This window comes from Sphingobium sp. TomMM7A (assembly GCF_055397305.1).
Map to the genome: position 1 here is coordinate 603,265 of NZ_AP027312.1, position 13,757 is coordinate 617,021.

Annotated in this window: 11 protein-coding genes; 8 read left to right on the top strand and 3 right to left on the bottom strand. The window is 57.1% G+C overall.

Features of this window, described 5'->3' with window-relative positions; all coding sequences use genetic code 11:
- The first annotated feature begins 4 nt into the window (after positions 1-4).
- Both ACZ5ZH_RS15460 and ACZ5ZH_RS15465 read left to right on the top strand, forming a co-directional pair.
- Positions 5-1,285: a DUF3422 domain-containing protein gene (locus ACZ5ZH_RS15460; RefSeq protein WP_464772911.1), complete on the top strand. Its 1,281-nt coding sequence runs from the start codon at positions 5-7 to the stop codon at positions 1,283-1,285.
- A 242-nt stretch (positions 1,286-1,527) separates the two neighbouring features.
- Positions 1,528-3,786: a TonB-dependent receptor gene (locus ACZ5ZH_RS15465; protein ID WP_464775226.1), complete on the top strand. Its 2,259-nt coding sequence runs from the start codon at positions 1,528-1,530 to the stop codon at positions 3,784-3,786.
- Positions 3,787-3,870: 84 nt separating this feature from the next.
- Here ACZ5ZH_RS15465 and ACZ5ZH_RS15470 read toward each other — a convergent pair whose 3' ends face one another.
- Entirely contained in the window at positions 3,871-4,287 is a 417-nt protein-coding gene (locus ACZ5ZH_RS15470; protein ID WP_464772913.1) for a hypothetical protein, read from the bottom strand.
- Here ACZ5ZH_RS15470 and ACZ5ZH_RS15475 point away from each other — a divergent pair.
- From ACZ5ZH_RS15475 to ACZ5ZH_RS15500, 6 genes are all read left to right on the top strand, one after another.
- Complete coding sequence (locus ACZ5ZH_RS15475; protein WP_464772914.1) at positions 4,286-4,807, top strand: helix-turn-helix domain-containing protein; 522 nt, start codon at positions 4,286-4,288, stop codon at positions 4,805-4,807. The genes ACZ5ZH_RS15470 and ACZ5ZH_RS15475 overlap by 2 nt on opposite strands.
- A gap of 255 nt (positions 4,808-5,062) precedes the next feature.
- Positions 5,063-5,866 carry an SDR family NAD(P)-dependent oxidoreductase gene (locus tag ACZ5ZH_RS15480; RefSeq protein ID WP_460988344.1) on the top strand — a complete coding sequence of 268 codons (804 nt, stop codon included), beginning with the start codon at positions 5,063-5,065 and terminating at the stop codon, positions 5,864-5,866.
- Between the two features lie 60 nt (positions 5,867-5,926).
- Positions 5,927-7,441 carry an aldehyde dehydrogenase family protein gene (locus ACZ5ZH_RS15485; protein WP_464772915.1) on the top strand — a complete coding sequence of 505 codons (1,515 nt, stop codon included), beginning with the start codon at positions 5,927-5,929 and terminating at the stop codon, positions 7,439-7,441.
- Between the two features lie 50 nt (positions 7,442-7,491).
- On the top strand, positions 7,492-8,277 hold the full coding sequence (locus tag ACZ5ZH_RS15490; RefSeq protein ID WP_464772916.1) for an acetoacetate decarboxylase family protein: 786 nt from the start codon (positions 7,492-7,494) through the stop codon (positions 8,275-8,277).
- Positions 8,278-8,419: 142 nt separating this feature from the next.
- Positions 8,420-9,688: an MFS transporter gene (locus ACZ5ZH_RS15495; protein WP_464772917.1), complete on the top strand. Its 1,269-nt coding sequence runs from the start codon at positions 8,420-8,422 to the stop codon at positions 9,686-9,688.
- Between the two features lie 42 nt (positions 9,689-9,730).
- The gene (locus ACZ5ZH_RS15500; RefSeq protein WP_464772918.1) at positions 9,731-10,483 is read left to right on the top strand and encodes an SDR family NAD(P)-dependent oxidoreductase; all 753 of its coding nucleotides are present in this window, start codon (positions 9,731-9,733) and stop codon (positions 10,481-10,483) included.
- A gap of 63 nt (positions 10,484-10,546) precedes the next feature.
- On the opposite strand, the gene ACZ5ZH_RS15505 is transcribed toward ACZ5ZH_RS15500, so the two are convergent.
- Both ACZ5ZH_RS15505 and ACZ5ZH_RS15510 read right to left on the bottom strand, forming a co-directional pair.
- Positions 10,547-10,837 (bottom strand): PilZ domain-containing protein, encoded by a 291-nt coding sequence (locus ACZ5ZH_RS15505; RefSeq protein ID WP_464772919.1) that lies wholly within the window; start codon positions 10,835-10,837, stop codon positions 10,547-10,549.
- 279 nt (positions 10,838-11,116) lie between these two features.
- Entirely contained in the window at positions 11,117-13,387 is a 2,271-nt protein-coding gene (locus ACZ5ZH_RS15510; protein ID WP_464772920.1) for a TonB-dependent receptor, read from the bottom strand.
- Positions 13,388-13,757 lie beyond the last annotated feature (370 nt).

Here is a 13,757-nt window from a genome sequence, read left to right on the forward strand (position 1 = left end):
GAGCATGAGAGAACATGATCTCCGCAAGCGGGTCGTCGAAGAAATGCATTTGCGGCGCTGGCCAAGGCTTTCAGCGCCGATGGAGATCGTGCAGATACTCAACATTCTGGATGAAGGCGATCGGGCGCGGGAACGCGATTTTGTCGCCCAGTTCAGCGGGAATCCGGCTTGCCTAACCGGCGCCAGCCATGTTTCGGGAACGCTGCATAGCGGGATAGCCTACACTTGGGAGCGTCACAGCGAAGCAAGCACCGTCACTCTTTTTATAGACTCCGGCCAGTCGGAATCGGCGTACCACGCTGTTTCGAAAATGGAAAAATTGCCGGGCGCCGCGATACGCGCAACCAGGATCAAGATCGTCGAAGACGAGGAGAATGCTCAGGCCCGCTTGGAGGATATGGCGTTCGTCGGCGATGAATTGATATCCTGCCATGTGGGCGACGGTATTCGCATCTGGTCCGATTTTCGTATCGGCCCTGAAGGCTATGGCAGGCTTCTGGTAGCCGCAAATGGCGCCAGTGACGGCGACCTCACGCGTACCGTGCAGCGGTTTCAGGAACTAGGAAATTACCGCAATCTGGCCCTTATGGGTTTGCCGGTGGCCCAGGCGCAATCGCGATTGCTGCATGAAGCAGAGGCGAAGCTGGGGGACCTTGGTCAACTGCTGAGTCATCCAGAAGTCCGCGACGACGATCTACTGAGCGAGCTGTGTCAGCTCTCTTTAGAGATCGGCGCCCTCGCTGGCGCAACAAACTATAGAATGAGTGCGACCGCAGCATACGCTCAGCTGGTTGATGAGCGGCTGGCCGAACTGGCTCCCCGGCCGATAAGGGGATGCCAGTCGCTCACTGATTTCACGCAACGCCGCTTTCTTCCAGCGGTGCGCACATGTGCGAGTTTCACCAAAAGGTCGCGGCAGATCGCCAATCTGGCGGCCCATCTTTCCAGTTTGCTGAGGACCCGGATCGAAACGCGGATCGAAAATCAGAACGCAAGACTTCTGGCCTCGCTCGAACAAAACACCAGCATGACCCTGAGACTTCAGCAGTTGGTGGAGGGATTGTCCGTGGTCGCCATCAGCTATTATGGCGTGTCGCTGCTGGGGCATATGCTTGAGGGAATCGAGCCCTTCGCGCCTGCTCTCCACGCTTCGGCGATCGTGTCCGTCGCGACACCGCTCATATTGACCGGGACCTGGTTTTGCTTGCACCGCCTCCGCAAAGCGCTGCTGAGGCAGTCGGGAGCGGGAAGCAATCCAGAGCAACTGGAGCGGAAGTCGCGGTAATAAAAGAACTATCCGTTTCCCGATGGCAAGAGAGCACTGTTCAGACAAGCATAAGCTACCCTTCGCAGGGTATTGTATGATAGTTTCTTCCGCCTGATCTTCAGGCCGTCTTAAATTTGGCGACCGGGACCTCGCCCAACAACGATCCGGGGGTTTATCCAATGGCTTATCACAACAGCTTCTATGCTTTGCAATCCTTGAGTAAAGGGCAAGATCTTTTCCAGACATGCGGTGTGCGCGCGATGCGGGCTTCGATAGCAGCGCTGGCAATCGGTATCTGCATGGTTCCTGCCTATGCTATGGCCCAACAGGGTGGAAAGGACGCCAATGCGAGTGCTCCCCAGCCCGATGGCTTGGGCGGTGACATCGTGGTGACCGCGCAGCGCCGTGAGCAGCGGCTGGACAAGGTCGGCCTTTCGATCTCTGCCTTCTCGTCCGACCAGATGCAGGCGATGGGGGTCCAGTCGGCCACTGAACTGGCCTCCAAAGTTCCGGGCGTCGTGCTTGAATCGAGCGGCGGTTCAGGGCTGAACGGCAATCTGACGATGCGGGGCGTCGCGGCGACCGACTTTTCGACCAATCAGGAATCGCCCAACGCCATCTATTTCGACGATATCTATGTCAGCTCGCCTTATGAAACCAACTTCCCGGTCTATGATCTGGAGCGTGTAGAAATTCTGCGTGGCCCGCAGGGGACGCTGTTCGGTCGAAATTCCACTGGCGGCCTCGCCAACTTCATCACCAAGAAGCCGACAGAGCAGTTTGAAGGGTTCGTGTCGGCCACGATCGGCAACTATGATCAGAAGCGCCTGGAGGCCGCAGTTGGTGGCCCGCTGGATGACAAGACGCAGTTTCGTATTTCGGGCATGCTCGACTATTCGGATGGCTGGTGGAAGAACGCGGCCGGTCCAAACACGAATGCGCAAAAATTCTTTGGCGTGCGCGCGCAGATCCAGCGGGACCTGAGCGACAATTTCAAAGCCTATTTCGCAATCTCCTATGATCGCAATCCGCGTGCAAGGATCGGGACCTATGACTCCCAGCCAGCCTATTTGGTGAATGGCACGCCGGAACTCCTCCCCGCCGATGTCGATGCATATGGCACCGGCCCGGGGAACGACGCCACGGGATATCGCGATCCGTATCCAGACGCGCGCAAGACTGCGTTCAACGCCGTCGGCTATCTGAAGAAAGAGCGGATTTCACCGACCTTGCGCCTTGAATGGAACGCCTCGGACGAAATTAGTCTGATTTCTCTTACCAACTACACGCACTTCAAATTTGCCTATGCAGAGGATTGCGATGGTACACCTCTGAATGCCTGCTATTTTCCCAGCGGACAGAATTTGAACCAATGGTCCGAAGAGCTTCGCGTGTCGAAAGTGGGCGACAGATTTAACTTCACCGGTGGCGTATATTTCCTGGATATAAAACAGTCTAATTATCAGAATTATTCATTCCCCGCATATGCTGGCACGGAGTTCGCGTTTGATATCAGCAACGTCTTCGACCAGCATGTCCGTTCCTATTCGGCATTCGCACAGGGTGACTATGCACTTACCGATCGCCTGAAGCTGACCGTCGGCGGGCGAGTGCTTCATGACACCAAGAGCTTTTCTTCGCAGGTATATTATAATGAGTTGGGAGACGGGGTCACCAACACCGTCTACAATCCTCCGCTGCTCGGATATGATTTTTCGGAGGCGACTGTCGGCCGCGCCGCGAAGAAGAAAGAATGGCTGTGGAGCGGTCGCCTTCAGCTCGATTACACCGTCAGTGATGACGCGCTGCTCTATGCCAGTGTCTCGCGAGGCGTGAAGGGCAGCGGTTTCAATAGCAACGCGGGCGGAACCACATCTCTCGCGCAGACGCCCTTTGGCGCTGAAACAATGATCGCCTATGAAGCAGGATCAAAACTGAAGCTATTTGATCGTGCCGTTCGCCTAAATCTCAGCACATTCTATTATGATTATTCCGGCTTCCAGGCATTCCAGCTTCAGGGTCTGACATCGTTTGTCACCAACAATGATGCTTACATGTATGGTGGTGAAATGGAACTGTCTATTACACCTATGCGAGGCCTTGATCTCCAATTTGGTGTAGCAAATCTTCATACGAAGATTTACGATGTAAACACCAGCTACAGCGGCGTAATTGACCAGGGTGCTGTTAATGCGCCCAAATGGACCGTCAATGGCCTGGCTCGCAAGTCGTTCGACATCGGCAACGGCCAGCTCGCCTTCGTATATGATTTCAGCTATCAGTCGAAGCGTTACTCATCGGTCGACAACAATGCGATGAACCTGCTTCCCGCCGCTACGCTGCATAACGCTCGCATAAGTTATTCGCGCAATGGCTTCGAAATCGCCGCCTTTGTGAAGAACTTTACCAATGCGGCGAAGCAGGTATCCGCGTTCGATTATATCGCGCTGTTCGGAACCAGAATTGTCACATACGTCCCTCCGCGTCGTTATGGCATTGAGCTTCGCAAAGATTTCTGACGTTTCATCTCCTCTCTGATTGGCGGCCCTTCCGGACTCATTCGGAAGGGCCGTTTTTCTTTGGCTGCGCACTGGCGCCGCATGTTATTCTGGACTGGGATGCATTCGCAGGTCTTGCGACTGCCGGGTCCGGTCAGCAAGTTTGAGCAGCCCCAACGCGATCGCGAGGATAGTGGCCGCAATCACGGGCATGTGCCACTTTCCCTCTCGCGCGATAAAGTTCTGAGCGACCACGAAAATGAGAAGCAGCGCTCCGGCAGCCGGTGGCGCCAAATGTGCGAAGCTGGCGACGGATTCCCGGCGCAGGATCAGGATCGCGCCCAGGCTGATCAGGAAATAGGGCAGCAGCCAGAAATTGATCACGATGCTGGCCAGTGTGGTGATGGCTTCGATAGGGCTTTCGGCCCCGCTCAGCCGTATCAGCATCGGCACGATCGCGCCGATAATGCCTACCAGCAAAATTGCGCGGCGGATTTCGGTGTCAGCGGAGCGCACAGCCATGCTGGACGCCGCCGTTTTTGATCTTCTGAAATGTTTATCGGATGATCCGCGCAATGCTGAACTGGTGGACCGAGGTGAAAATGTGGCGCTCGCGGCTGGAGCCGTCGTGGCTGCCCTGGACATTCAGGCGAGCAGCGGGCCCTCGCTCGACACACGAACCTATCTCTTTCGAAAAGCGCGTGAATATATCCTGGACAAGATTACCGAGGACTTCAGCGTCGCAGAGCTTTGTGAAGCTCTACGCGTCAGTCAGCGCACCTTGGAATATAGCTTTGCCGATATAAAGGCTTTAAGTCCGAAACGATATATTCTGACGCAAAGGTTGAACCGTGTACGTTCAGATATCCTGGGAACAGGCGCTGCGGCTGACGTGCTCGATCTTGCGTATAAATGGGGGTTCCACCATCCGAGCCGCTTTTCCCAGCAGTATCGGCGTCATTTCCACGAGCTTCCTTCCGCTACCAAAGGCCGCCTGATCGGCCGTCTCGGCAACGCGGAGAGAGGGAGGGTGTCCAAGTAAGAAAAAGACCGAGGTGCTTGGTCCCGTGGACTCGCTGCCTTTGCCGAAGGGCAGGGCTTCGGTGATACCCTCGCAGAGGTATTGCCGATCAACGCCGCCACCGGCACAATCGGACGAATAAGCTATGGTCGTCTTCTAGTCGCAAATAGAAGTCGGCCTTCCAGCAGCTATAGCAATTTCGCGGCCTTGAAGGCGCGCACTCTTAAAAAAGAACAGAGTTTTCATAACTTTGGAAGTTAGAGGATCAGGCGGCGCGTGAACACGATCGATTTGTTCAAGCTCGATGGGAGAGTGGCTCTCGTAACGGGTGGCGCGCGCGGTATCGGCTTTGAGCTGGCTACGGCCCTTTCGCACGCCGGCGCGATTGTTTACTGTGCCGATATCGATGGCGCGGGCGCTGAAGAGGCGGCTGAACGGATTGCCGCGGATGGCGATTGCGCCGCCCATGGAATACAGGTGGACGTGTCTCAGGAGGCGTCGGTCGCCAGCATGGTTGATGTCGTCATGAAACGGCACGGACGCCTTGATGTGTGTATCGCCAACGCAGGCATCGCTGAACCGAATCTTCCTATATCGTGGGAGGATTACACGGCGGATCTCTGGCGTCGGCTGATCGATGTCAATCTGTCGGGCGTCTTCTTTACCGACATGGCGGCGGCCAAGGCCATGAAGGGTCGTGGCGGAGGGTCCATCATCAACATCGCGTCCATCGTCGGTGTGACTGCGGACTCGCAATGGGGCTGCATCGGCTACGCGGCGGCGAAAGGCGGGGTCGTGCAGCTTACGCGCCAGTTGGGGGCCATGCTGGCTCCCGAGGGTATCCGGGTAAATTCGATAGCCCCCGGTTATGTTGCCACAGGATTGAGCGAAGGTGAGCAGCTGGATCATCCCGATCCAGAAGTGCGCCGCCTCCAGGCCGAACTGTTAGCTCGCACGCCGATGAAGCGCTACGCCAAGCCGCAGGAACTGCGGGGCGCAGCTCTCTTCCTGGCGTCCGAAGCTTCATCATATTGCACGGGCTACACCTATGCCGTCGATGGGGGCTGGCTCGGTGCGTGATCGTGCGCGTGGGAGCGAAGCGCAACTGAACTTTACCATAGTCTTTCTGGGAGCATTTTGATGTCCGGGTTCAAGCCATTTGCCGACTATAGCAACCATATTCTGGTGAACGGAGAACTGCGGCGAAGTGCTTCGACGACCGCGCTTGATGTAATTGATCCCGCCACGGAACAGGTGGTTGCGAGCGTATCGGACGCGACTGACGCTGAACTCGATCAGGCGGTCGCGAGCGCGAAGCAGGCGCAACGCGCATGGCTCAAGCTTTCGGCGCTGGAACGTACCGAAGCGCTTCACAAGGTCGCGCAGGCGATTGAGGACAACCGGCCGCTGCTGGCTGAATCGATGACTCGCGAAATGGGCAAGCCGTACAAGGAAGCCTTCGACGAGGTTACATGGTCCGTATGGGCGTTCCGCTATTATGCAGAAGTGTCCCGCCATGATCATGGCCGGGTCGTCGGGCCGGTCGTGGGCGGCCATATGAATCTGGTCACCAAGCATCCACTTGGCGTCGTCGGCATCATCATGGCGTTCAATTTCCCCTACTGCCTCTATTCCTGGGAAGCGGCGGCGGCGCTGGGCGCCGGGAACGCCGTGATCCTGAAGCCGTCCGACCACACGTCGGTCTCGTCAATTCTGTTCCTCAAGGCGATGATGCCGCACCTCCCGGCTGGTCTGATCGGCCTCGTCACGGGTGGCGTTCGCGTCGGCACCGCGATGGTGGCGCATAAGGACATTCATGGCATCGCCTTCACTGGCAGCGTGGGCGCAGGCCGGGCCGTTGCGAAGGGATGTGCGGAAAATTTCAAAAAGGCTCTGATTGAGACTTCGGGCAACGACCCGTTCATCGTCATGCCGTCGGCCAATCTCGACATTGCGGCGCGCGCCGCCGTCTTCGCCGCCAATCTCAATGCGGGTCAGGTCTGCACGTCGGGTGAGCGCTTTTATATCCATCAGGACATCCACGATGCCTTCATCGACAAGGTGGTCGGACTGACGCGGAAGATTCGTATCGGCAACGGTCTGGACAAGGTCGATATGGGTCCGATGGTGTCGGAGCGCGAACGGAGCCGCTACGAAGGACTGGTCTCACGCGCGATCGAGGCGGGAGCCCGAGTGGCGACCGGCGGCGCCCGCCCGTCTCACCTCAACGCTGGCTACTTCGTTGAACCCACGGTCTTGACGGAGGTCCAGCCGGACGCCGAAATCCTGAATGTGGAAAGCTTCGGTCCGGTGATGTCCATCTGCCGCGTCGCTGATTTCGACGAAGCCCTCACGCTCGCCAATCGGTCGGACTATGGCCTGGGATCGACGGTCTACACCACGGACCTTGGTGAAACGCACCGCGCCATCGAAGAGCTTGAAAGCGGCATGACCTGGATCAATGCCCCGCTGATGGACAATAACGCCGCGCCTTTCGGTGGCCGCAAGATCTCCGGCATGGGTAGTCAGCTAGGCGCGGAGGGCCTGGACCAGTTCCGGCACTCGAAGATGGTGATGATTGATCCGACCTGCTCGTCCCATGATTTCTGGTGGTTCCCCTATGCAGATGCGGAAGCGTTTGGCGGCCAGAAGTGAAATCCAGTTTTATTTTAAATTCATGAAAGAAGTTACAGAAAGGCTAGTCAATGAGCTTCGTCAAAACAGACCAGGAAGTCGCAGAAATTGAGGGTTTGCTGTCGAAGGGGCAGTTTACAACCGAATCTCTGACGATTGAGTTCAAAACCACGCAGGAATTTCTGCGTAAGGTTCTCCCGCCTTGCTTCGACCTTCCCGACGAGCCGATCGCCTACGCCAACGTGTCGCACTGGCAGTCGGCGCTTTGCGGTGAATTCGACTGCGGCATCATTTATCTGTCGTGCAAATATAAGGGTGAAGCTGGCACCACCATGCTGACCTTGTTCGTCAGTGGCGACATGCCTGTCACCATCGGACGTGAGATGTGGGGCGAAGGCAAGAAGACCGGTAATGCCCGCCTGTATGTCGATGGTCATGAAGTCTACGCTTATGCTGAACGCAACAGTGTGCGCCTGATAGAAATTCAGGCCGAACTCGGTCCTGACCTCGGCCCGGCGCAAAACAACGTCAAGGATTTCGAGCTGAAGGCGCAGCCGCACACGACCGGCAAGGGCTTCCAGAACAAGGTGGTGTTGAGCTGCCTTGATACCGCGGAGGACTTCCGTGTCACGCGGCAGGGCACAGGCACGCTCAAGCTCGCCGGCACCGCGGTCGATCCGCTCGACACCATCCCGGTGGTCGAAGTGGGCGGCGTTTCCTATGGGGAGGGCGCCTCCTGCTGGACCATACCCTTCTGGGAAGAACTGGATGACGGTCATGACTATCGGCCGTATATCTACGGTCAGAAATATGACGATTTCCGGTTGTTCAACAAGGCTCGCCGCTTCACGAAGTAAGAATGAAGGCATCTTGGACTCGCGCAAAAGTGGCGGCCGGTCTTGCACGGGCCGAGACAAAATTGGCATGGCGGGCTGCGTCTGATTTGATGCAGCCCGCTCTAGGCTCCCCGCGCTGACGGACGTCGAACGGAGTGATCAGGTGATAGAGAAAAAGCAGCCAGACTTCCGCGCATGGGTGGCTCTGGCCCTCTGCTTCGTAGCGACGGTCATTATCTTTCTTCCCTATGTGGGCTATTCGACCCAGATCGCGACAATGATGAGCGATCTTTCCATGGACTATACCATGGCCGGCGCCCTGGCATCGGGGACGGCCCTGTCGGGCGGCATCGTCGTTTATTCGGCCGGAGGGCTTTTCAACCGTTGGGGGCCCAAGAATGTCTGCGTCGCAGGACTTGTCTTGTCCGCTCTCGGGCAGTGTTTATTCTCATTCGCCTCAACCTATCAAATGATGTTTGCCGTGCGCATTCTTCAGGGTGCCGCCATTCCGCTGCTTTTTGTCGGACCTTATACCATCGCCATGCATTGGGCGGAGCATTCCAAGAGGCTTGGCGTCTTCATGGGCATCATGCTTTCCACCGATGGTATTGGCACAGTGTTTGCCGGATATGCCTATTCGCACGTCCTCGAAACCTGGGGCTGGCGCATCGGATCGCTGTGGGGAGCGGCGGCGCTTCTGATTATCGCTGGTCTGGTCTGGCTGCTTCTGCGCGAGCCGGAGTCCACCGCGCGGGCCGATCCTTCGGCGCGGGTGGACAAACCTTCTCAGCTTGCTCAATATCTCTCCGTGCTGCGCCAAACCAATGTGCGAGTGGCCGCGCTCTTTCTCACCGGAGTGTGGGGCACATATTCGATCGCTGTCTATTGGGTTCCCACGCTTCTGATCGAGGAAGGCCATTGGTCCGAAGCCGCTGCCGGGTTTGCCGGTGCGCTCTATCCGTTTGCCGGGGTCGTTTCGGCCGTGACCTTTGGCCTGCTGTCAGATCGCCTTGGGTATCGGAAACCGCTGATGCTGATTTCCGGTATAGGGATGGTCTTCTCCTTCATGGGCGCGGCGATGGCGGTCGATCAGCATCGATATGATTTGTTGGCGATGACGCTGCCGCTGGGCGGATTGTTCGCCTATGGCGGGTTACCGCTGGCTTATTGTCTTGCGGCTGATGCCGTCGGGCTGGAAATGGCCGGAATGGCGACGGGCTGTATCATGGGCACCGGATTGATATTCGGGGGCGTTATCTACCCCCTCGTCCTGGGATATGTTCGCGATCAAACGGGTCTTTACACGCTTGGCTTTGTTTCGGCCGCCGGGTCTCTTCTGATATTCAATTTTATCGCAGTTCTGTTCGGGCGCGATGTTGTTCGATCCAGTCAGGGCGCGGATCATGGTACGCCTGTCCAGTCAGCTGTGTAGCGCGGGATTCTTGACCTCCCACGAGTAAAAGGAAGGGCCTCGATGGAAATTTCAGTAGTCACCGGGGCAGGCTCAGGCATCGGCGCTGGCGTCGCCATGAAGCTCGCCGCACGCGGGAGCTTTATCGCTCTGGCCGACCGAAATGCCGATGGGGTCAGGGAGACGCTTGAGCAGATCGAACGCGCTGGCGGACAGGGCATAGCCGCGACTGTTGATGTGACTGACGAAAATCAACTTGCCGGTTTCATCCAAAGCGTCGCGAAGGATTTCGGACGGCCCTCGACTGCGGTCGCCTGTGCGGGCATCGCTGCGACGGGCACGGTTGTAGATACGTCGGCCGAGCTGTTTCGGAAGATGATCGATGTCAATCTTACAGGCGTGTTCTTCTTCGCGAAAGCAATCATCCCGTTCCTAGAGAATGGGGGTGGGACTTTCACCGCCATCGCGTCGGACGCTGGCCTGAATGGCTTCCAGGGCTATGCCGCCTATTGCGCGTCGAAGCATGCCGTCGCAGGACTTGTAAAGAGCATGGCCCTGGACCACGGCCCGAAGGGCGTCCGCTGCAACGCCATTTGCCCCGGTTATGTTGAAACGCCGATGCTCGATCAGTTGCTGGCGGAAATTGGTTGGCCGTTCGATGATGCACAAAAGGCGGTGCCGTTGGCCCGTTTCGCGAAGGTGAATGACGTCGCCAATCTTGTCGATTTCGTATCGTCAGAACTTGGCGGATACATCAATGGGGCTCTTATACCGATCGACGGCGGAGGCTCTGCGGGGCCTTTTGCGCCAGCGTGATCACTGGGCCGACCACCAGATATGGCCTGCTGCCGGATTGGTGGACGCCGAGATAAGGTATTTTTACCTATCGGAGACCAGCCAATCGGCTGGGTCGACAGAGTAGTTGAGTAGCACACCGCATTTATCATCGCGCGCCCATATGATGGTTGCCAGGAGTTCGCGCCCGTCTGTGATGATCGAGACCTGCGATCCAAGCGGTGGAGCGTACTGAACCGACAGCATCGCGCCGTAGCTTGATATGTTCTTGATTGTAGCCGGCACGCCGACACCATCATGGAACAGTGTGGCGGGGATGTTCGCCTCGTGACGCAGTTCAACGCGTTCTTCGCATTGCCTCAGTGCGATCCTCATGTTTTTTCTCCGGTTTCCCCCCGGCTCAAGGCGACACTGATCGGCAAGAATGAACACGCGCTTTCCAATCATGGTAAGCGCGCACTTCGGAGCGCCCATATCACCACACAGGCCGGATGATTTCAGGCGAAGAGTTGAAGTAGCGGAAAGGGCTAGCGGGCTTACGGGGGCAGGGCATGAACCTGCTTACCAGCGCTATCATAACGAGCGGTGCATTTGCTCTAGCAGTGCCGTTCGAACGAAGAAGGGGGATAGCCTTAACAGCTATCCCCCTTTCTCTTACCTCCCGTAATTCACCGACAACGTCACGCCATAGTAGCGAGGACGCGTATAGATGCTTTCCAGGAAGCCCAGGCTCGAAACATCAAGCGCGTAGGTGCGGTATTTCTCCGCCGTCACGTTCTTCGCAAACGCGGTCAGCGTGAAAGGATCGAACTTGTAGCTCAGGCTCGCATCCAGCGTCTGATACGCCTTTTCGCGCTCCACCGGGGCGCACACGACGCTGAAGCAGAAGCCGCTGGTGAATGTGCCATCCAGGCGGGCGGTCAGGTCTCCGCTGCCCACCGGCAGAGTGTAGCTGATGCTGGCATTGCCGGACAAGCGGGGCGCCTGGGGCAAGCGGCTGTCGGTGGTTGTGCCGTCGGGCAGGCCGATACCCTTGACCTTGCTCTTGAGATAGGAAAGGCCGCCCGAAATGTTGAGGCCCTCGACCGGCACCGCCGTTATCTCCAGTTCGCCGCCATAAACCCAGGCGTCATGGTTGCTGATCGTCTGAACGAGGTCGATCAGCGAAAAGGCCTGGTAGTTATGATAGTCATAATAGAAGGCGGAAGCGTTGATCCGCAGGCGATTGTCCAGGAATTTGGACTTTAAGCCGGTTTCATAGGACCACAGCACTTCCGGCCCATGCGGTAGGCGCGACACCACTACCGGCGCGGAAACCGGTGCCGAAAAATTCCCTGACTTCGTGCCGCGCGTAACACCTGCGAACAGCAAGATGTCATCCGTTGGCGAATAATCCAGCTGCAACTTGCCCGAATAGAGATTGTAGCGCTTGCGTGCCTCATCGGGATTGAGCGTCGGGTTGAACTCGATGATCTGATTGTCGGTCACGCCACCACTGGTCGATGTGAAGTCGAGACGGTAGTCGTCGGTCTTCTTGTCGCGGGTATAGCGTGCACCGGCCGTCAACTTCAGCTTTTCGGTCAGCGCATATGTACCTTGCGCGAATATCGACGGCGATTTGGTACGGATCGAATAGTCGGAATTGCCGGTCGAAAAATAATCCAGCCCGATCAGATTATATTCGGCATGTGACTGGTAATGCCCGTCAATGTCGATGTAGTTGACGCCCGCGACCCAACGGAGTTTTCCGGTGTCACCTTCGGCGCGTATTTCCTGTGAAAACTGGCGAAGATTGGTCCGTGGAGCGAAGACGCAGCCATTTAGTGGCGTGCCGTCGCAATCCTCCTGATAGAATTTTCGCATCCGCTGATAATCGGTGATCGAGATAATCGTCACGTCTCCAACGGACCAGTCGATCCGGCCGGTATAGGCTTGGATCGTTCGGCTAAAGACGGACGGGATATTGTTGTTGTTTTCATACAGGCCGTAGCTTGCCGGCTTCACATAGCCGTTCGGATCGACGCCGGGGCCGGTGCCCCAGAAATCATCGGTAGGCGACTGTGTCACGCCGCGGCCATGATCGGCGGGGACGGCGGGCGTGTAGGTGTAGGTGCCGCCCGCGATTGAATTGTCATCGCGCGATCGCATGGCGCGCAGCAGTATTTTCAGGCTGGGCGTGGGTTTCCAGAGAAGCTGGACACGGCCCGCAAACTGATCGGTTTCGCCGCTGTCGCCGATCGCCGGATTGTTGCTTTTGACGAAGCCATCCCTCTGCACTCGCGCAATGGCGAAACGGGCCGCAAGCGTGTCGGAAACAGCGCCGCCAGCGCCTATCTCCGTCGCGTAGCCGCCGTCGCTGAACCATGTGGCCGAAGCATCGAGGGAAAAATCGTTGGTGGGCTTGCGCGAGATATACTGGATGGCGCCACCGGTTGCGTTGCGGCCGAAAAGCGTCCCTTGAGGGCCGCGCAGGACTTCCACGCGTTCAATATCGAACAGGGGGAAGCCCGCTGTCGCCATGGAACTTAGATAGGAGTCGTCCTGATATACTGCGACAGGTGGTTCCAGCTGATCGGAATAGTCGTTCTGCGATACGCCGCGAAGATTATAGACGGTCGTGGAAGGACTATAGGCATTATATTTGAGAGCGGGGACAAGCTTGACTATGTCTGTGCTGTCCACGATCGCCCTGGCTTGCAGATCCGATCCCGACAAAGCGGTGACCGACACCGGCACTTTTTGAAGATTTTCCTCGCGGCGCTGCGCGGTGACCACGATTTCCTGGATGCCCTGAGCGGGAGCAGGTGCTGCCGCCGGTTCTTCGGTTTGCTGTGCCAGCGCCACGGCTGGGAAGGCCATCACCATGGCGAGCGCTCCAAGGCTGGAACTGCCACGCCTGCACAATCGGTTTTTCAACTTCGACATACCCTTCGCTCCCTTTGTTGATCGAGCAGATATCAACAAGCGCAGGTTCGACTCCTGCATCTCTTATTGTGAACGTATGTTCGTATCTAAAAACCAATCTGTCAATATGCGATGTTACCGCATTGGATTCTGTGCGAATGAGGCGTATATTAGGCAAATCCGCAGTGATCTCTGGGCAAAATCCACCGATTGACAATTTGCCTCGAATCCGATTAGCATGAATGAATATTCGTATTAACTCGCGAATTTCAGGTTGCCGCTCCATGGAGTGGAGCTTGTATCGGAACTGGGTAGGGGATCGTTTGGTGAGGATGCGCAGAAGCTTTGATGCCGCAGCCGCGCGCAGGCCGAGGTTTCTGGCGAACCCCCG